This window comes from Paeniglutamicibacter selenitireducens (genome assembly GCF_051550675.1).
GTDB lineage: Bacteria > Actinomycetota > Actinomycetes > Actinomycetales > Micrococcaceae > Paeniglutamicibacter.
In genome coordinates, this window is the sequence record NZ_JBPULF010000016.1 from 12994 (window position 1) to 32008 (window position 19015).

The following is a 19015-nucleotide window of genomic DNA, read 5'->3' on the forward strand; positions in this document are numbered from 1 at the left end:
CACTCATTCGTACCAGGTTCACCTTCCCTGATTGCGGGTCCTTTGGTTTCTAATCGATCGCCATGTCTTGCGTGACGGCCAAGCCTTCGTAGTATTCCTTGGACTGCTCCACATCGGTGGCGTAGGGCTTTTCGGAGTAGTGCTGTAGCCGGATCAGTCCCGCTGGCATTCCCGAACCGGTGAGTATGGCCCGGCCCTTGGGCAATGCCGCAAGGTCGGAGGTGTCCATGGTCTTTTCGCGTTGCATCGAGCTGGAGACCGAGCGCCCGCTCTTGTTGCTGGTGCTTGAGGAACGTTTCATCACGTCCCTGTCGCCAATGAGCTGGCTGAGGAACGGCAGGAACTTATCGTCTGAGAGTCCGCGCCCTGCAACACGAATGTTCGCCGCGCCCCAGAGCTTGGACATGCCCTTCTCCCCGTAGGCTTCCACGCCCTGGCTGTAGGACTGGAAGAACGTGGAGACGATGATGCCGCGCGATCCGTAGTGGGAATACACGTCGGGCAGTTCGCGCCAGCGCACCACGTTGGCCGCCTCATCGAGCACCGCCATCATCGGAGTCTTTAGCCGGCCCCCTGGTTGGGTGGCTGCTGTCTTTTCGGCTTCGGTCATCACTGCCATGACCAATGCGGCCGTAATGGCGCGTGCGGAACCGCCGCCTTCCTTGGAGACCAGGTGCAGGGTGTCCGTGGAGTTGGCGAATGCCTTGTGGTTGAACTCGGGGCGGTTGGCCCCGTTGTGGCGAAGCCAGGGAACAACCTGCTCGTAGGAGAGCACGTTCACCCACGGCCGCATGGTTCCATACACGCCGTCCCGCTGCTTCGGGGTGAGTTTCTGGATCTGTTCCAGCGCCTGGCCCAACGCCACGAATCCACCGTCATGGAGAATATCGCGCGCGCTCATATCTTCCGGGTCTTGTGCCCACAGGAAAACATCGGTGATGGGACGCTTGCCCACCGAGGCGGCAAACATCAGGTGGGAGAGCAGGCGTTTGCCGTCTGACTCGAAGTAGGCGTCTTGCTTGGCCCCGGCGTCGGTGGCCGAGGAAACGAACACGTCGGCCAGCTTCTCGGCAGTCTCCATGTCGTGAATGAATGACAGCGGATTCCACCACCAGGAACGTTCCTCACCGATGATGCCCTGCACGTCATGCACCCAGACGGTGCCCACGCGGGCGCGGGGGCCACGGGTCATGTCCACAATGTCGCGCTTGTTCGAGGTCGCCAGGACGGGGCCATTGGTTTCGAGGATCTGCGGAATGCAGACGCAGGTAGTCTTACCGGCGCGAGGGCCCATCAACCAGATCTGTACCCATTCCCACGAGCCATAGAGCGGCTTGCCGTTGTTGACCAGAACCGCCAGGGGAACACCCACCCCGGCCTTTTCAGCGCCGAGGCGTTGCATGTCCGCTTTGGCGGCGGCTGCGCCCAGCTCCGCGAAATCCTTGGAATGCGCCATTTCCCTGGCCAGGTGATCGACGCGCGAGCGGTGCTTATTGCTACGTCGGTAGACCACCACCAGCATCATCGTGATTGCCACCAGCAGCGCTATGCCCAGAGCAAACACGAGGATCTGGATGCCGCCGACGGGCAAGTATCCGCGGCCCTGATCCATGAGCAGCTGGATCGGGTTGTTGGAGGTCTGTTCAACGCTCGGGTCGAGGATCGCCCCGAGCGTCCACAGCATCACGCCCACGATGACCAGGGACAGGACGCCGCCACCGATCATCCACAGCGTTTCGTCGTTTGCTGGCTGGTTCTTGCGCCCGGAGCGGGGGTCTGTGCCGATCATCAGCGCACCATCTCCCAAGCGCGGTTTGTGTCGCTGATTTCGAATTCGAGGTCGGTGAGGTTGGTGACGAACGGGGTTCCGGGGTTCTTGCCGATCTTCATGATGAAGTGTCCGGCACCGGGGCGGCGGTCTGCCTTGTTGGTCTTGGGGTCAACCACGGCTTCACCCGTCCAGTCGGTCATCAAGGCTTTTTCCTTCGATGACAGGGCAAAGACCTCTTCGAGGTTGCCCATTTCCGAGGGCGCCAGCCCGCCCAGGAACACCATGGCCGAACGCTCCACGAATCCCCACGCGGTAGCGGTCAAGTGCTCCTTGGATAGGCGTAGGTCATTCATGGTGTGGGTGATCATGACCTGGCCAATGCCCCGCCCACGGTTCAGGCGGGTGATCGTGTCAATGAAGTGCACCATGTCATCCGAGGCGCGCAGGATGCGCCACAGCTCATCCATCACCAGGAAATAGGTGCGGCGCTTGCGTTTGCCCGCGCTGGCCAAGTGCTGTTCGGCCGATACCGTGGCCGAGCCAAGGTTCCAGCACAAGGACTGGACGGCGGCAACCAACACGCTGTCATTCTCATTCACACCGGAAATATCGAACACCACCGGGACCCCGGGAATGATGTGCGCATCCGATTGTCTGGCGAACATGTCCCCATAAGCACCGGAGGGGCCAAGATTGATCAGCGAATCAAGCAGGGCTTGGAGGCGCTGGTCGTATTCACGGTCATCGTCATAGGCCAACACGTTCTGGCGCAGAATCTCAGGGCGTGAGCGGATGAAATCCACCAGCTCACCGAGCAACGGAGGATTCTGCAGGTTCGGGTCAAGAGTATTGATGGCCACGGACAGGCACGTTGATTCGTGCGGCTTCAAGGGACGGCCCAGCATCATGGCCGCAATGCCCTCCATGAGGGAGCGGCGACGGCTGATCATCTCGTTGATCGCAATGTCGCGCGCCTTCTCATCCTCAATCTCATGCAGGCTGGCCACCAGCGGCCCCAGATCCAAGGGGTTCAAATGTCCCTGGCCGGGGGAGAACGTAATGACCTGCCCACCCAGGGCGCGGATATGTGGAACATAGTCGGGGCGTGAGTCGGCCAGGATCATGGGTACGACTCCCCAAGCAGAAAGCACGGCAATCAACCGGTGCACCAACGAGGTCTTGCCCAAGCCCGGCTGCCCGAGCACAAAAGCGGAGGGGTTCGAGATAATCCCGTTCAGGAACCACGACACGGGGTCGCCGGTGACCAGTGTGTTGCGCAGCAGGTGACGGCCCAGGGGAACGCCGATGGTCGGCATACCGGCACCGTTGACGAAGGGCCAGAAACCACACACCTGGACAGCCGAGCCTTGAATCTCCACGGGCGGTTCAATGTAGTTGACCGGCCCGCCGCCGCGACGGTTCCACCCGGTGGCGCCGGGGGTCATGCGGGACTGTGCGCCTTCGGCCATGAGGCGAGCCAAAAGCCCGGGTGCCTTCCGTGGCTTCGGCGCGGCCTTCTTGGCCAGCCGTTCGAGCCGTGCCACATCGCGTTTGGTCAGGGTCAGTTGCTCCGGGGCCGGGGTGACTTCTTTTTGGTCGAGAGACATTAGAACCACGTCCTGATTTCGTCGGGAAGCATCATGTGGTCGGGTAGCACCACACCGAGGGGCAGCCCGGCCTGGAACGTCACCGCCTGGTTTGCTAGTGCCTCGCGCACCCGCAACTTGGCGTGGCTGACCATGCCGGGAACCGTGCGGTCAAAGCGGCGCAGGTCCTCGGCATCCTTGACGGTGATGGTCACGATCAGGCCAAAGCGCGTCAGACCGGAACCGAGTGCTTCTTCCTGGGCCGTTTTCTGGGCTGCGGCCAGGCGTTGCCGGGCACGTACCGACACGCGCTGTTGGGAGCCTGAGAACATTGCGTCTTTCTGTTCGTTCTCAACCACCGATGAGGTCTGGTCTGCCGGGATGGGCCGGTAGAGCAGTGTCACGCGCTTGCGTAGCGCCCCGGCGCTGGGGGCGGTGAGGCGGGCCAGCGAGTTGGAGGTGAAGGCCCCTCGCGGGCCTTCGTACATTGTCCAGCTTTTCGACACGGCCCGGTCATGCCGGTAGTGGTCGAACGCATCCAGGGCGAAGGACGGGCCTGCATCTTCCCAGCCCAAGCCGGTGCCGCCATTGGTCTGGGCCTCTTCCACAGCGGCGGCTGTCGTCGGGTCATAGGCAACGCGGGTGAAATCAATGATTTCCTGGGCACCGCACGGGCGAACCGCACCAGCCCCGGTGTTGGCCAATCCCGAGACGATACCCGGAAGCCTGTTGCCGATTTCTTCGGCCATCTCTTCCATGCCGCGATCCCCGCCCTTGCCGTCAACATCCCGACCGTCGAAGGTGAGGGAAATACGGGCCACGAGTTCCGGCGCATTGGAGTTGTCAGTTTCGGAGATCCGCTGAACCACGCGCTTGGCGAAGTCCGGTGCCTCGTCGCGGTGATTGTCGGCCAGGAGCTTTTGCAGACGCAGGCCGGAATCAATCGAGGATTCAAGGGTGACAGATGCCCCGCGAATGCCCTCATCCAACCCGCGCTGCGTGAGCCAGTTGGCCCAGTGCGCCACCTGGTTATCAACGTCGGCTTGGTCGATCAGGCTGTCTCCGTTGGGGTAGCACTCAAGCACCACCGAATAGTTGTGGTGGCCGCGCGAGGATAGCCGGATCAGCCCAAACGGATTGCCGTAGGAGTCCACGGACTCGGTGAGTTGGGACTTGGCCATGAGGCCGGGAAGTCGTACCTGGCCATCGGGCGTGAACCCTGCCGGGCCGGACAGGTACACGTGGGTTTTGGTGGCTACTTTCCTGCGCTGGGCTGCCCGAAGCATGAGTCTCCCATAGATTGAACGTCCTTGTTTTTTGGTGACTTTCAGCAGCACCACCCCGAGGATTGCTGCGCCGATGAGGATGACCGAGGCGAGAATCCAGCCCCGTGCAGCCAGCATGATCACGATGAGGATGATCGGCACCAGCGCGAGGCTGTGGCCCATGGAAAGCCCCATCAGGCCGGAACGGCGGGGCACCGTGAAGTTCCCAAAGGTGTTCGGTTCGATCCGAACCTCTGCCTGGGCCATTACTCATCGCCTTCTTCCACTAAACGGTTGGGGCTGGCGCCCTGTGCCAGATGGTTGAGTTCACCCATTTTTTGGGTTGCGGTTGCCGTATGGGTGGGGGTCTTGGCTCCGGAGGGGCCGCCCGCTGGCGGCTGCTGGTTCTGCCCGCCGGCAGGCGCTTTGGCACCTGCCGGGTTGGTTGCGGAAACCGCCGTTGGGCCGTGGGCGTCCGATCCGCTCGAGTTGGCCCCGCCAGGAGAGTCGGAGATGTTTGTGGCCCCTGCGCCGTGCTTTGGGGAAACAGGGTCGCTGGATGCGGTTGAGCCATTGCTTGGTGCGTTGGCTGCCGAGGCTCCCGTGCCGCCGCTCAGAGCCTCGGACTCGCTTCCTGAGTCGGAGCCGCCGGGCGACTCGGTGCTGCTGATTGTTTGGGAGGCGCCCGACCCGCCACCGGGGTTACCACCACCAGGAGCAGGGGAAGAACCGCCTGGCCAGCCACTGGCCCCGCCGGCGGTGGCGCCGCCGCCGCTTGACGCTGCAGTTGCCCCGGCACCTGCAGATGCGCCACGGCCCGCGGTGGCAGCGCCACCGGCAACCGCGCCGGCACCGCCGGCGGCGAGCACCGCGGCCCCGGCCGCGAGCGTGACGCCGGCCCCGAGGGCTGCACCGCCTGAGAACGCGCCGGCGCCGACACCGGCGGCGGGGACAATGAACTTGATCAGCGCCGGCAACGCCAACGCGGCAAGCAAGAGGATCAGCAATGCGATGAGCGTTGAATGCATCGCATCCTCAATGGAGACCTCTTCCCCGCCGGCGCCGTTGTCGTTGACGAGCATCCGGAAACCGAGGGCGTAGATGCCCGCGGCGACGGGCTTGAAAAGCAGCAAGGCGATCAGCCAGCCATTGGCCTTGCGCCACGCCTGGCGGCCCTGCTCCGAGCCGCTGGCAGCAGCCAACACCACGATGAAGGCGGAGAGGATCAGGAACATCACGTCCCGGAAATACATGAACAAGAGATTGATGATCGCGCCAAGCAGCAACAGGATGAACAGCAGGAATGCCGTGCCGGGGCTGGCCATCAACGCCGAACTTGTCGTGAGCATCTGGGTGAAGTCGATCTCGCCGCCCGTGGATCGTTCAATGATCCACTTGGAGAACTCATCCGAAGCGGTCAGCAGGAGGCCAATGCCGGTGGCGTAGGCGGCTGTGGCAAGGATGAGGTTCACGATCGGTGTTGCTATGCCGATCAGGCTTCCCTTCACATCTTGTGAAAGGACGAGCCTGACCAGGCCGACCAGGAAGCCGAGGATTGCAAACCCTGCCACGTACCAAGACATGTCCGCTCGGAGGCTCAGGACCGCACCGTTGGAGACGTCGGGGCTGGGTGAGTCCATCCAGAACGTCGAGACCTGTGCAACGAAGGCCACCGCACCGTCGTAGATTGACTTCACGAAGTCGGTAATCGCACTATCGGCAAGATTGCCTAGCCCCTCACCGATTTTGCACCCAACGTCGATCCACGAGCATTCTTTTGCCTCAGCCATGGGATTGCCTACTTAAAATCTGTGTAGGAGCTTGGATCGTTGACGAGGTTCCAATCTGGTTCCGTAACACTCAAATCCAAGCGCCAATCATTGTCGGCTGGGCTCCAGACAAGGTCAGTACGCATGGCTGCGTACTGATCGCCGTATTTGGTGAGGTACTCAATGGAAGCCTGTGCGTCGCTGCTGTTCATCACACGGTATGCGGTGATCGCGGGATACTCGAGGTTCGTGGTTGCGTTCTGCTGTTCTTTGAACAAATCGTCGCGGGCAGGTGAATCAGCGGCAGCATCTTTGACCCCACCGGTGGAGAAGTCAAACATCAAAGTAATTCCTGCCATGACGGCACCGCTGGGGGTGTGGCTGAAGCAGCGCCAGAAATCCCCGTCCTGTTTGGCCGGCCCGTGCTCGGGTGAGACAGGCAGGAGCATCCCTGCGGGGTGGCGTTTCCACTCGGTTGCAGGTGCGTCATTGGGGAAGTCCGTGTCCGTGCTCAGGGCCGGGCAGTCACCGGCCCGTGGTCGGGACGGGGACGCCGTGGGCTGGGCTGATTCCACCGGTGCCGTTGGTGCGGGGGTTGTGGGTGGCGCGGCTTCCGGTACGGGGGCCGCGCGGGGGACAAAGATGAGTCCCAGCACGACCACTGCTGCAATGAACGCCAGGATGCCGCCCCACAGCTTCCAGTTTCTTCCCAATGGATCCGACTCGGCCATGAGGATACTTCCCTTCCTGAATGCTCTGTGTCGGTGGCCTATACGAAGACGTTGATGATCGTTCCGGCGCTGATTGCCAGGATGCAGACGATCAAGGAAATGATCAGCCCCTTGAAGCCGTTGATTTCCCGGCCCGTGAACGAGGCAAAGGCGAGGAAGCCGGCCGAGCACAGGAAACCGGCGACGCCCAGGATGATCACGGCCCAGGCAATCCAGTTCAGGATCGTGGTGAATCCCTCGGTGCCCGGGGGCTGTTCCGGGGTGGGGTTCGGGATGCTCGCGGCAATGTTTATGCCGGTGGTGAGAACGTTCAGAAACATGGTGGTTCCTCTCTCAGGGTGTTGTCGCTGGGGTGTTGAGCAGTTTGATGATGCGTTTGAGGCGCAACGGCAACCGTGCCGGGTCCGGTGGGGCATCAAGCCATGAATCCATCCAGGGAAGGTGCGTGCCCCGGGGAACCATGCGCAGCAGGCGTTTGGTTGTCTTTTTCCGTGCCTCGCTGGTTCGTGGGCCGGCGTCGATCAGGACCAGCGCCGAAAGGCGGGATCCGGTGAGTTGCCTGGTGGCCCATGACCTGATGAAGGTTTCGGCGGCCCGCAGCCCCGAGTGGTCGTTGCGTGCCACGGCGATCACCGGAATGGGCCAGGGGCTGTCCGTCCAGGCGTTGTGGGAGAGGGGCCAGGCCCGCCCTACCTCGGTGGCTTCGGAACCCAGCAGTGATGCGATTGTTGTGGCGCCGGCTCCCCCGTGGAGCCCCATCACGGCCACCCCTTCAAGGGGACCCACATTCCGGGTTTCCCAGGCAACGGGCGGGGCTTCAAGGTGTGGGGACAGGCCGGGATGCGTTGGCCCGTTGACTACCAGGGATGCCCCCATGAGGTCATCGCGGATGTCGATGGCAGCGGTTTCGGCGTCCTTCTGCTGGTGAGGGACAAAAGGGTTTGACACGCCAGACATAGAACCGCTCTCCTAAGCGTTTTCGCCGCCATAAACTGTTCTTGCAAACCCCAGCATAAACACGGGCGCTAAACAATATCTACGCTTTAAACGACCTACAACTCCCTAAACTGGCAAATGTGTACAAAAGTACATATTTGCCAAAGTAGCGTTAAAGGCGTTGACGCGATTAGCATCCATCACGCACATTGGAGAAGTGAAGATGAACGATCCCGCAGCAGTCGACAGCCTTCTGGAGCAACTACCGGACCTTGCTACCACCGAAGAGATTGCCGAACTCATGCGCGTCAAGACGGGAACGATCCTGAAATGGAGCCAAAAATTCGGCCTGAAATCCATCTCGGTGGGACCCCGCATCCGCCGCTTCCGCAAGGAGGACCTGCGCTCCTTCCTGCTCCACAGCGACGAATTGAACGACCCGGCCAGCGACCCAGCCAGCGGTGAGGTAGATGACGACTGATCCCGAGAAGGTCCCGGCTTTCCCCGTCTACACGCTGCAAATCAGCGCGGACCGCCAGGCCGTGACCCTCGACGGAGCCGCGGTACCCCCAGCCGACGACGAAGACTTCGTCGCAGCGGGTATCGCGGCAGTTGTCGCCAAACTCCACCGCCACCACCTGGGCGTCGTGCGCGTCCGCGCCCTTGACGCCTCCACGGACAACGCCTGGGACATGATCGTCGATGCCACCGGCGAGGTCACGGACCTCTCCGAACAGCACGAAGCGGAAAAGCTGCGCAAGGAACGCACCACACGACGCACCAAGCGCCTCATGGTCGTCGGGGCGGGCACCTTCGCCATGCTCACCCTCGCTGGCGTCACCACCGCGGTGGTCATCGCCAACCAACCAGCAGCACCATCACCGGCCTACGCCCCCCAGGGCGTCGGGGCGACCCTTCCCGCGGCCCCGCCGCCGCAGCACGCACCCACAGCTGCCTGGAGCCACCCGGCGGCCACCGGCAGCACCGTGAACCTGATCAGTGCAGACCGACTCATGACCGCCGACCCCGACGGGACGCTCACCGCACGAAACCCCGAGACCGGGCAACCCGTCTGGCGGGGCACCGGCGCCCCCGAAAACCTGCACGACATGCATGAAACATCCTGGGCCGGACAGGACGTGTATGCCGCCGTGGTGGGCCAGGAGCTGCGCCTCTGGCCCACCACAATGCCCCCCGACACCTACAGCGTCTCCCCCACCGCGATCGCCCTGGAACCCGGGCAAACCGCCAGAACCGACACCGGCCTGCCCTACATCGACCTGGGCGACTGGTACATCAGCCTCCCCGACGGGGCCGGGAAGCTCCACAACGTGATGATTCCCCCCGGCTCCACCGTCCTGGCCACCACCGCCGGCGGCAACATCACCACCCTGAGCGCACACAAGATCTACACCCTCGACAATCAGGGGACCGTCACCGCCGAGAAAAACTTCTCCGCCCCCACAGGAACCACAGGGCACCCAAGCCGCGTCTGGACGCTCGACGAGTCGCACCTGCTGCTGGCCTGGGACGAGGGAACAGACCTGGTCGGAGTGCTCGACACCGCCACCGGGACGCTCGTAGCCACCGCCACTCCACGCGCCATCCCGAGTGCATCCGATGGCCTCTTCGTGGACAGGAACGCCCGCACCGCGGCCATCGGCACCCTCGGGGTGAACTACGGAAGCACCCCGTCCCTGGTCGACCTGAAATCGGCATCGATCACCAGCATCCACGGAACCACCCTCTACGCAAACACCACCAACGGCCCCGTCACCATGGACCTGGCCCACCCCGAGGCCGAAATGCAGACGTGGGACAACTACCGCACCGAGGACCCGGCCCCGGAACTGGTCACCGATGATGCCGTCTACCTGGTGGCAACGCAGCTGGAGAACACCGTCGTCTACCGCTCCAACCGCACACGGTAAGGGGTGAGTCGGCATGGAGGAAAGCGGGGGCCCGGCAAAACTCGTTATCGGCGCCCTGCTGGCCTTGCTGTTGATCGTGATCACCCCGGTCATCATCTTCCTGGGTGCACAGGACGAACCCCCGGTGGACCCGAACGGCCAATGCGTTGTTCAAGGCGAACCAGCCGGTGACTCCGACAAACCACAAGTGAGCATCCCGGAACAGTACCGGGAAGCCATCGAAAAGGCCGCGAAGACCGCCGGGTTGCCCGTGGGAATCATGGCCGCGCAGATCCAGCAGGAATCCAACTGGAACCCCAAGGCACAATCGCCGGTGGGGGCCGCGGGGATCGCGCAATTCATGCCCGGAACCTGGGCCGCCTGGGGCAACGGAAAAGACATCCATGATCCCTTCGCCTCCATCGACGCCCAGGGCCGCTACATGAAGCACCTGGCCGAATTGGTGGCCGAGCTGACCACCAACGAGAACCAAAAGCTCAAGCTCACCCTCGCGGCCTACAACGCCGGCCCCGGCAACGTCCAGAAATACGGCGGCATCCCACCGTTCGCCGAAACCGAGGAATACGTCGAGAAGATCCTGAAGAACGCCCAACTGGAGTTCTCCTCCACCTGCGAGGCCCCGGGCGGTTTCGACTTCGGGGACCTGCAAGCCGGCGAATGGGCGCACCCGCTACCCGCCTCGCGCCTGACCTCCGGATTCGGCCCACGGCCGTGCCCCCTGTCCAGCTGCGCGGGGCAACCGTATTTGATGTACCACGAGGGAATCGACCTCGCCGGGTCGGAACCGTTCTTCTACGCCCCCACCGACATGAAAATCACCTACGTCAGCGTCGGCTCCCCGGACAAGCTCTACGGCTTCTACGGCAACTACATCTTCGCCCAGATGACCGAAGCCCCCTACCTCGTCTTTGAATTCCACGAGGCCATGGACCATTCGCTACTCGTCAAAACCGGAGACGTCGTGAAGAAAGGGACCCCCCTGGGAAAGCCCGGTGCCACCGGCAATTCCAGCGGCATCCACGTGCACTTCCAAATCAACGACCCCAAAACCTCCGTGTTTGATCGCCCGGCAGTCAACAACGGCAAGACCATTGACCCGCTACCGATCCTGCGACAGCAAAAGGTGAAGATCTGATGAACCACAAACAACCCATGATCACCGCGGCCCTCCTGGGGATCACGCTGAGCCTGGCCGCGTGCAACCCGCCCGACAACGAACCGGGGCCGCCGCCGGCCAGCACCCCAACCCCAACAGTGACGGCAACACCCAGCCCGAGTTCCGGTGCACCCGGGGAAGGCCACGCCAGCGAAGATCCGGCGAAAGCTGCCCTTGCCCTTGAAGCAGCCAGGATCATGACGACCTGGCACCCGGCCAAGGACTTCAACCGCACCGACGCAGAAATGCGCGCCCGCAAACTCATGACCGCAGAACGGGCCAAGGAAGTCATAGCACCTGAGAGGCCGGCAACCGGCGAGGAATGGTTGAACGCAGCCGCCAAGAAGGCCACCAGCCAACCCACCGCCAAGATCGAATCCGCGCACCACGAGCAAGACAGCATCGCTGTCACCGCAACCTGGCAATGGGTCACCGCAGAGGGCGAGACCGGGGCCGGTGAAGGAGAAACAACGTTCTTCTTCACCTTCACCGACAAAGCCCCCTACAAAATCAGGGACTACACCGCCTCCGGTGAGTAACCCCGGGAAACCACACTCCTCGAGATTTCACTCCTTCACAGAAAGTGAGAACACCATGAGCACCACCGGAAACATCATTGAAGCCACCGTCAACGCCGACGGAACCGCCACGGTCACCATAGAGGAGCAAACCCACGACTTCGCGGCGACCAACGAAGCCGAGGCACGAGCCAAGACCCTGGCCCTCGTGACAGCCCACGCAGCCAGCCAGGGCACGCCCGTGCGTGCCCTGATGACCGACGGACAAGGCACCTGGCCGGTCAAGGTCCATCCGGACGGTACCGTGGACGCCGACACCGACCACGCCCCTCGAGCAGGAAAAGGGGAAACAGTCGAACCCACCACCACACCGATCCGTGAGCGTGAAGACACCCCCGCGGAGCCTTCCACCGCCGCGGAAATGGAACAGCCGGCCACCAGCCCCCAGTCGGTTCCCGGCGTTGGTGCAGCCACCCGGGCAACTGTGCCCGAAGCAACCGGACCTGAAGCAATCGCGCCCGCAGAAACGGTGCCGTCTGCGCCCGCCGTGGCAAAGAAATCGGAAAACCCCTTCGCCCGGAAGGCATCCACAGCCAACAGCACCGACACAGATGTGGAGCCACCAGCATCGGGCGCCGGCACCCGCCGCGAGGCCCGCCAGAGTTTCCTGACCAAGGAACAGGTAGAAGAACCAGCCTCCAAGGGATGGCGCGGCAGCCTTACCCGCATGGGAATGCGCATGGCCCCCAGCGAGGATGAACGGACCGAACGAGGCGATGTGCAGGCGGTCAGCCAGCACTGGCCAGGCCCACGCACGATCGCCATCGTGAATGGCAAGGGAGGCGCGGGAAAGACCCCAACCACCGTGCTGCTGAGCGCCATCTTCGCTCGCTACGGAGGCGCGGGAGTGCTCGCGTGGGACAACAACCAAACCCGGGGAACCCTCGGCTGGCGCACCGAGCAAGGACCACACGAGGCAACCTTGCTCGACCTGCTCCCCCAGTCGGAAAGACTGCTGGGCACCGGGGCGCAGTCCGCTGACCTGGCGCACTTCGTGCACCACCAAACCCGCGACAAATTCGACGTCCTGCGCTCCAAGCCCATGGCGCTGGCCCACGAGCAACGCGTGGAACCGGCCGACGTGGATGCCATCCATGCCGTAGCAGCAAAATACTACCGACTGATCTTCATTGACAGCGGAAACGACGAATCAGACCCCATGTGGTTGCGCATGATCGACCTTGCAGACCAGATCGTCGTGGCCACCACAACCCGCAACGACCACGCCGAGGCCGGCGCCCTCCTGCTGGAAGCGCTGGCGGAACGCAACGAACACTCGGCGAGGCTCGCCCGTGAGGCCGTGGCAGTCATTTCGCAAGCCGACCCCAAGGCCACCCGCGCAGATCTTGAGCATGTAGCCAACGGCTATGGAGCCCTGGTGCGGCAAGCCGTGCAGATCCCCCATGATGCCGCGCTCGTGGACGGCCAGATTTCCTACGAATCCTTGCGCCCACCCACACAGCGAGCATGGCTCGCCGCCGCAGCCGCTGTGGCCAACGGACTTAGCAAACGACGTTGCTGATGACTTGGGAAAATATATCGCGACACACCGGAGGGAGTTCTTGGTGCGGCTATTTCTGAAATGTAAATTGCTTCTATGGGTAATCTAACGCGCAGCAGAGTCGGGCGCCCTTCTAAGGGCGACCGGCATGTATTCACGACCCGTATTCCCACCTCGCAGGCTGAGAAGATTTTTGCCGTTGCTAAGGCCCAGGGAATTTCTGCCAGCGACTTCATCGCGGACATAGTCCTCGAGCAGCTGGGCACCATCGACATTGCCGCTATTGACAACCAAACGGAGTTGCCAATCAAGCACGCCTCTTAAATGAAGAAGGCCCGCACAAGGCGGGCCTTCGATCAAGTTTCCAAGCTAGTCACTGAACATTCTTGGCCGGATTGAAGTGACTAGCTCCAACAGCTACACCCTTTTGCAAGGACGCTGCTTATGCATGACAGTCTACACACAATTGTTTTTGAACCAACAGTAAAAGCTCACACCACCCTGAGTGTCTTATCTCACTATGCCCACGCGCAGGGTCCTGCGGACGCTGAAAAGGCTCGAGCGGCAGTTGAGTGGAAGGCTTTGGCTTTGGCTATTGCCGGCCAGCCGATGATGCGGCTCTCCAAGGACGGGGGCCGCAACTACTTCACCAAGAACACCCGCACGATCAGTGCTGAGCTTCCGTCTTTCCCCGCGGCCGTGATGGTCACCGGGAAAGACGGGTGCGTTTCTGCTTTCTGCTTGGACTTTGACTCGGGTCGCGGCGACGTGGCAGCGGATGTCAGCGAGCTGAAGATTCTGCTCACCAGGTGCGGGCTGCGATGGATTGAAGATACATCCCCATCCGGTGGCATCCACGTGTACATCCCGTGGCGCAACCGCATCGATTTTTTGACTGCCCGTGAATCCGTTGAAGCCCTGGCCAAGCGGTTCCCGAGCCTTGACCCCTCCCCGCACCAGTCCGTGTACAGCGGGTGCATCCGCGTGCCCGGTTCTCCATGGAAGCGCGGAGGCTACCAAACGTTGACCCAGCCGCTGTCGGTCGCTGTTGACGTGGTCATGCGCCCCAATTCGAGTTCCGCCCATGGGACCCTGCGTGCGGAGCTTGCACCAGAGCGGGGGGCTCTCCGTGCTGAGCTCGTGGAGCCCATTCCCCCGCTCGGCGACAAGAACGCCACCACGGATCGGTCGGTCTTGCGTGCCGAGGCGGAGCAGATGGGGCGTCATGGCACCTTCGACACCTCTCGATACCGTTCACCCTCGGAAGCCCGCCAAGCGGTTCTTGCCTCGGCAGCGGGGTCAGGGTGGTCCCTGACCGATGTGCAGAAGCGAATGCACGACGGCACCTGGGCCGGCCTTACGGGTTTCTACGCCCGCTACTCCCCCGCACAACGGTCGAAGGCTCTTCGTCGTGATTGGCGGAAAGCCGAGGCCTTCTGCGCCAAAAAAGCCAACGTTTCCCAAGGGGAAAGGAACGGCCGTAAATACGACACAAGCCGGATTAATACACAGGGGGGGCTAGGGGTTAACGATCTGACGAATCATCAGTACCTCCGCTCCTGGGAACGCGTACTCAACGCCTACGAGCGTGCCCAGCTGAGAAGCCGCGAAGGGATCTCTCTCCGCTTCCTCCTTCGAGCCCTCCTTGAAGCAGCCCACAAGAAGGACTCCCCCGTGCTCGAGTTCGGCGTTCGTTCGTATGCTCTGGCCACCGGGACTCACCAAGCAACCGTGGCCAGGCAGCTGCGCCTGCTTGCCAGCAGCCCGACACCGTTGATCCGCCAGGTCGGCGAAGGCCGCGGGCGCCATGCCGATGTCTACGAGCTTGTGATTCCTGACGAGTACGCCGTCATTGCCGAGACAATGGCCTGGAAAAAAGGGAAGACGCACGCGCTTCGACCCGTTTTCAGGGAACTGGGACAGGTAGCTGCCCTCGTCTACGAAGCCGTCGAAAAGAGCGAGGGTGATCAGAGCACGGCCAGAATTGTTCGTGAAACAGGGCTCTCCCCCACCAGCACCAAAAACGCGCTCGAAATGCTCCATGCCTGGCACCTCATTCGCCGTACAGAAACTGGATGGACGGTTGAATCACCCAGCAAGCTCAGAACGCTGGCCGAGTACTTTGGAGTGCTCGAAGCCATCGCCGTTCAATACGCCGCGCACAGGCAGCAACGTGCCCAATGGCATGCCTGGCTCGACAACAGAATGAACGCTTTTGGATCCCTTGCGCTCATAACTGATGACTATGAATACACGGATGAAGACATACCGTTTTGGCCGGACCACGAGGACCACGAAACCACCCTCGGTTCCCTGACGATGCGCAGAACGGCGTAAGTAGGGGTGCCAGACGACCGCTGGCGAACCTTTCCGATCGCGCGTTGTCAACGATTGAGCGTCGAGGCTTTGGAACGCCGGGCACAAGCCGTTCGTACGACTGCCCGCTTGCACCAAACGCGTGAGGAACAATCGAACCGTATTGGCCAGGACTCCCCCGCCAAAATCGTGGCCTTTGCTCAGATTCGAGCATTGCGCACAAGAAATCATGAGTAATTACTCATTTACTCATGATATAATGATGAGTAAAGCATCATTTACTCAGCCGCTCACTAAGTAGGCCGAAGGAGACTCATGAAAACCATCGCGGTACTGAACCAAAAAGGTGGAGCTGGCAAAACAACGATCGCCACTCACTTGGCCACCGCGTTGCAGCACTCAGGCCACAGCGTCTTGCTTATCGATTCTGACCCGCAAGGCAGCGCGAGGGACTGGGCCGCTGTGCGGGAAGAACACCCCATCTCCGTTGTAGGCATGGATCGCCCCACCATCGAGCGCGACGTGAAGAGTCTCGCGCCAGTGGACTTTGTCATCATTGACGGCGCTCCCCAGGCCAGCGACCTGGCCGTATCGGCCATTAAGGCATCAGACTTCATCCTCATCCCGGTCCAGCCCTCGCCATATGACATTTGGGCGACCGCAGACCTGGTGGATTTGGTCAAGCAGCGGATTGAGATTACCGATGGAAAGCTGCAAGCAGCATTCATCGTCTCCCGCGCTATCACGGGATCAAATATCGGGAAGGAAATTTCCGTGATCCTGGAGGACTACGAGTTGCCGGTCCTCACCACCAAGATCCACCAACGCGTTGACTACCCAGGCACTGCTGCCGGCGGATCAACGGTAATTGAAGATTACCCACGATCAGAAGGCGCTCGGGAAATGATGGAGCTCAGCGCAGAAATTGTGTCGCTCTTGAAGGAACATGAGGCAGTAAGCAAATGAGTGCAAAGAGAACTGGGCTCAGCGCCGGACGCCCAAGTGTGAAGTCGGAATCGGAGAAAGCCCGCCTAATGGCAAGTCTCAATGACGTCACTCCTGCAGAGCCTATGGTTCGCGTGAACTTTGAGCTGGCCCAAAGCAAACACACCAAGCTGAAAGTTCACGTCGCTCGCAGCGAACACAAGAGCATCCGAGACTTCCTCACCGCATACATTGACTCACTCCCCGATGAGTAAGTGAGTAAATACTCATACCATCACCGGCATGGCCAGGAGCAAACCGCTTCTGTACTGTTGAGACCACCAAATACTTGCCCTTCGGCAAACAGTGTTTCTTTCATGGGAACAACCCGCGGCCCCCTGGCTTTGTCTCTGGGGGGTCGCACTTTTTTGTTCTAGCCACGCCGCACAGACAGTAACCGCTCCCCCGCAGCCAGAGCATTCACGAGCTGAGCATACGCATCGTCGTATTGCTCGGCTTCGACACTCGATTCCTTGATACCCATCTCCGAGCTGTCCACTACGTCGATGGTTCCAATGAGTTTCACCTTCTAAGAGCAGGACAGAGCAAAACGTGGGTAGCGGACGTATCCTTATATAGAAGAAAATTTCTATAAATTTGGATGCTGATATGACAGTTCAGAACATACGTTCCATAGATGGTAATAGCGACCAAACCATGCTGCCGGTCGCTGAAACGTCCGTCGCTGCCGGGTACCCAAGTCCCGCGCAAGACTACTTCCTTGGCTCCATCAACCTCAGCGAACACCTCATCCACGACACCACCAGCACCTTCATCGTTCGCGTCTCCGGCCATTCCATGCAGGGCGCCGGAATCTCGGACGGCGATGAACTCATCGTGAACCGCGCCCGCAAACCCGTTGATGGATCCGTGGTGGTGGCCATCCTGGACGGCGAAATGACCGTCAAGCGCCTACGCCTCACTCCGCAAGGTGTCGTCCTGCAGGCCGAAAGCCCTGACTATCCAGATCTGGCCGTGGGGGAGTTGGCTTCCCTGACGGTGTGGGGAGTTGCCGAAACATGTCTACACCGTCTGTAAATGGAGCTATTGCATCTGATGCAGGATCTTGCGGGAGCCCGGAAGAATACATTGCTCATGTGGACGTCAACAGCTTCTACGTGAGCTGCGAACGAGCTTTTGACCCGACACTCATCGGCCGGCCGGTCATCGTGTTGAGCAACAACGACGGCTGCGCCGTCGCACGCTCCGACGAGGCAAAGGCCCTGGGCGTGGAAATGGGTGCACCCTGGTTCAAGCTGGAAACCGACGCCGCATTTCGTGGGTCGGGACTGGTCGCAAAATCGAGTAACTACGAGCTCTACGGCGACCTGAGTTCCCGCGTGATGCAGCTGCTGGGCCGGCACACGGCATGGGTCGAGGTATACAGCATCGATGAGGCATTTCTCGGCGTCCGGGGCACGCTGCCCGAGCTTCAGGACCTTGCAAGACGTATGAAACAGGACGTGATGGACCATCTTGGATTGCCGGTTTGTGTGGGGATTGCACGAACGAAAACCTTAGCCAAGCTGGCTAACCGTTGTGGCAAGAAATTTCAGAACCTTGATGGTGTCTGTGTGTGGGAAGCCGTTACCTTGGCTGACCGAGAGCGATTGCTTGGACAGCTGAGCACGGTGGAGACATGGGGGATAGGTCCGCGACTGACCAAGCGTCTGAATGGCTTGGGGATCTGGACAATGAAAGACCTTCGGGACGCTGACGCAGTGATGCTACGGAATAGGTTCTCCATCGTCATGATGCGCACCATCCTGGAATTGCGCGGGATACCGTGCATTCCGATGGAGGAAGAACACGAAATCAAGGACCAGCTGATTTTCAGCCGTTCCTTCTCCGCACCCATCACCGATACCCACGGGATGGAACAGGTTTTGGGGATCTATGCACAGCAGGCGTCGGCACGCCTGCACAAGCACCAGCGCCAAGCCAAGGTGTTGAGCGCCTGGGCGATGACAAGCTACTACAACACCAAAGACAACCACCAGCCTGCCGTCACCGTTGCCCTGCCTGGCCCCACGGCCGATCCCCTGCTGTTGACCCGCGCCGCCAAAGAACTACTTCCACAGATCATTAACGGCATCAAATATGCACGTGCCGGAATCGTGGTGACCGACCTACGCCCGACCGGAGACCAACAAACGTTCGAGCCATTCGTGAACCCACACGAGGCCAAGGAAATCGGCCCCCTGATCCAGAAGATCAAACAGCGCCACGGCGTCAATGCCGTGGGCCTGGGGCTGGCCGGGATGAAGGCCGGCCCCGAGTGGACGATGCGCCGGGACATGATGTCACCGCGCTACACCACACACTGGGACGAACTGCTGATCGTGAAAGCTAGTTAGTGGACCGCGCTTCGGGTGGTGCTTTTGGGTACCAACGGTGTTTTCTGAGGTTGCCCAGGCTGCGGTGATACCGCGTCTTTTGCTAACGCTGGCTCTTGCCCATTTACTCAAATGAGTAATACATCATTTACTCA

17 protein-coding genes are annotated in these 19015 nt (G+C 61.2%); 10 read left to right on the plus strand and 7 right to left on the minus strand.

What is annotated here, in order from left to right; translation table 11 throughout:
* Positions 1-49 precede the first annotated feature (49 nt).
* The 7 genes from ACSYDW_RS18725 to ACSYDW_RS18755 all read right to left on the minus strand — a co-directional run bounded on the left by ACSYDW_RS18725 (position 50) and on the right by ACSYDW_RS18755 (position 8079).
* On the minus strand, positions 50-1789 hold the full coding sequence (locus tag ACSYDW_RS18725; RefSeq protein ID WP_438340246.1) for a type IV secretory system conjugative DNA transfer family protein: 1740 nt from the start codon (positions 1787-1789) through the stop codon (positions 50-52).
* Positions 1789-3378 (minus strand): putative type IV secretion/conjugal transfer ATPase, encoded by a 1590-nt coding sequence (locus tag ACSYDW_RS18730; protein WP_438340247.1) that lies wholly within the window; start codon positions 3376-3378, stop codon positions 1789-1791. Before ACSYDW_RS18730 ends, ACSYDW_RS18725 begins: the two co-directional genes overlap by 1 nt.
* Positions 3378-4889 carry an SCO6880 family protein gene (locus ACSYDW_RS18735; RefSeq protein WP_438340248.1) on the minus strand — a complete coding sequence of 504 codons (1512 nt, stop codon included), beginning with the start codon at positions 4887-4889 and terminating at the stop codon, positions 3378-3380. The genes ACSYDW_RS18730 and ACSYDW_RS18735 overlap by 1 nt, the downstream gene beginning before the upstream one ends.
* A complete protein-coding gene (locus ACSYDW_RS18740; RefSeq protein ID WP_438340249.1) occupies positions 4889-6319 on the minus strand; it encodes a RodZ family helix-turn-helix domain-containing protein in 1431 nt (476 codons plus the stop codon). Before ACSYDW_RS18740 ends, ACSYDW_RS18735 begins: the two co-directional genes overlap by 1 nt.
* A 101-nt stretch (positions 6320-6420) precedes the next feature.
* Positions 6421-7122 (minus strand): DUF8175 domain-containg protein, encoded by a 702-nt coding sequence (locus tag ACSYDW_RS18745; RefSeq protein ID WP_438340250.1) that lies wholly within the window; start codon positions 7120-7122, stop codon positions 6421-6423.
* Between the two features lie 38 nt (positions 7123-7160).
* Entirely contained in the window at positions 7161-7442 is a 282-nt protein-coding gene (locus tag ACSYDW_RS18750) for a hypothetical protein (RefSeq protein WP_438340251.1), read from the minus strand.
* A 13-nt stretch (positions 7443-7455) separates the two neighbouring features.
* Positions 7456-8079, minus strand: coding sequence for a DUF6668 family protein (locus ACSYDW_RS18755; protein ID WP_438340252.1), 624 nt, complete (start codon positions 8077-8079; stop codon positions 7456-7458).
* A 202-nt stretch (positions 8080-8281) separates the two neighbouring features.
* Here ACSYDW_RS18755 and ACSYDW_RS18760 point away from each other — a divergent pair, with 202 nt between their 5' ends.
* From ACSYDW_RS18760 to ACSYDW_RS18805, 10 genes are all read left to right on the plus strand, one after another.
* Positions 8282-8539 (plus strand): helix-turn-helix domain-containing protein, encoded by a 258-nt coding sequence (locus ACSYDW_RS18760; protein WP_438340253.1) that lies wholly within the window; start codon positions 8282-8284, stop codon positions 8537-8539.
* On the plus strand, positions 8529-9989 hold the full coding sequence (locus tag ACSYDW_RS18765) for a hypothetical protein (RefSeq protein ID WP_438340254.1): 1461 nt from the start codon (positions 8529-8531) through the stop codon (positions 9987-9989). Before ACSYDW_RS18760 ends, ACSYDW_RS18765 begins: the two co-directional genes overlap by 11 nt.
* Positions 9990-10002: 13 nt before the next feature.
* Entirely contained in the window at positions 10003-11124 is a 1122-nt protein-coding gene (locus ACSYDW_RS18770) for a transglycosylase SLT domain-containing protein (protein ID WP_438340255.1), read from the plus strand.
* Entirely contained in the window at positions 11124-11684 is a 561-nt protein-coding gene (locus tag ACSYDW_RS18775) for a hypothetical protein (protein ID WP_438340256.1), read from the plus strand. The genes ACSYDW_RS18770 and ACSYDW_RS18775 overlap by 1 nt, the downstream gene beginning before the upstream one ends.
* A gap of 55 nt (positions 11685-11739) precedes the next feature.
* Entirely contained in the window at positions 11740-13245 is a 1506-nt protein-coding gene (locus ACSYDW_RS18780; protein WP_438340257.1) for a MinD/ParA family ATP-binding protein, read from the plus strand.
* Between the two features lie 75 nt (positions 13246-13320).
* Positions 13321-13548 carry a hypothetical protein gene (locus tag ACSYDW_RS18785; protein WP_438340258.1) on the plus strand — a complete coding sequence of 76 codons (228 nt, stop codon included), beginning with the start codon at positions 13321-13323 and terminating at the stop codon, positions 13546-13548.
* Between the two features lie 120 nt (positions 13549-13668).
* Entirely contained in the window at positions 13669-15561 is a 1893-nt protein-coding gene (locus ACSYDW_RS18790; protein WP_438340259.1) for a MarR family transcriptional regulator, read from the plus strand.
* A gap of 294 nt (positions 15562-15855) precedes the next feature.
* Positions 15856-16506, plus strand: a complete 651-nt coding sequence (gene parA / locus ACSYDW_RS18795; protein ID WP_438340260.1) for a ParA family partition ATPase — start codon at positions 15856-15858, stop codon at positions 16504-16506.
* Between the two features lie 675 nt (positions 16507-17181).
* Positions 17182-17562 carry a LexA family protein gene (locus tag ACSYDW_RS18800; protein WP_438340264.1) on the plus strand — a complete coding sequence of 127 codons (381 nt, stop codon included), beginning with the start codon at positions 17182-17184 and terminating at the stop codon, positions 17560-17562.
* A gap of 59 nt (positions 17563-17621) precedes the next feature.
* The gene (locus ACSYDW_RS18805) at positions 17622-18881 is read left to right on the plus strand and encodes a Y-family DNA polymerase (RefSeq protein ID WP_438340261.1); all 1260 of its coding nucleotides are present in this window, start codon (positions 17622-17624) and stop codon (positions 18879-18881) included.
* Positions 18882-19015 lie beyond the last annotated feature (134 nt).

Bases quoted from the DNA above. Each gene is read 5' to 3' on its own strand.
- ACSYDW_RS18780 (WP_438340257.1), top strand. From the start codon at position 11,740: ATGAGCACCACCGGAAACATCATTGAAGCCACCGTCAACGCCGACGGA.
- ACSYDW_RS18755 (WP_438340252.1), bottom strand. From the start codon at position 8,079: ATGTCTGGCGTGTCAAACCCTTTTGTCCCTCACCAGCAGAAGGACGCC.
- parA (WP_438340260.1), top strand. From the start codon at position 15,856: ATGAAAACCATCGCGGTACTGAACCAAAAAGGTGGAGCTGGCAAAACA.
- ACSYDW_RS18725 (WP_438340246.1), bottom strand. From the start codon at position 1,789: ATGATCGGCACAGACCCCCGCTCCGGGCGCAAGAACCAGCCAGCAAAC.
- ACSYDW_RS18785 (WP_438340258.1), top strand. From the start codon at position 13,321: ATGGGTAATCTAACGCGCAGCAGAGTCGGGCGCCCTTCTAAGGGCGAC.
- ACSYDW_RS18790 (WP_438340259.1), top strand. From the start codon at position 13,669: ATGCATGACAGTCTACACACAATTGTTTTTGAACCAACAGTAAAAGCT.
- ACSYDW_RS18800 (WP_438340264.1), top strand. From the start codon at position 17,182: ATGCTGCCGGTCGCTGAAACGTCCGTCGCTGCCGGGTACCCAAGTCCC.
- ACSYDW_RS18730 (WP_438340247.1), bottom strand. From the start codon at position 3,378: ATGTCTCTCGACCAAAAAGAAGTCACCCCGGCCCCGGAGCAACTGACC.
- ACSYDW_RS18745 (WP_438340250.1), bottom strand. From the start codon at position 7,122: ATGGCCGAGTCGGATCCATTGGGAAGAAACTGGAAGCTGTGGGGCGGC.
- ACSYDW_RS18765 (WP_438340254.1), top strand. From the start codon at position 8,529: ATGACGACTGATCCCGAGAAGGTCCCGGCTTTCCCCGTCTACACGCTG.
- ACSYDW_RS18760 (WP_438340253.1), top strand. From the start codon at position 8,282: ATGAACGATCCCGCAGCAGTCGACAGCCTTCTGGAGCAACTACCGGAC.
- ACSYDW_RS18750 (WP_438340251.1), bottom strand. From the start codon at position 7,442: ATGTTTCTGAACGTTCTCACCACCGGCATAAACATTGCCGCGAGCATC.
- ACSYDW_RS18770 (WP_438340255.1), top strand. From the start codon at position 10,003: ATGGAGGAAAGCGGGGGCCCGGCAAAACTCGTTATCGGCGCCCTGCTG.
- ACSYDW_RS18775 (WP_438340256.1), top strand. From the start codon at position 11,124: ATGAACCACAAACAACCCATGATCACCGCGGCCCTCCTGGGGATCACG.
- ACSYDW_RS18735 (WP_438340248.1), bottom strand. From the start codon at position 4,889: ATGGCCCAGGCAGAGGTTCGGATCGAACCGAACACCTTTGGGAACTTC.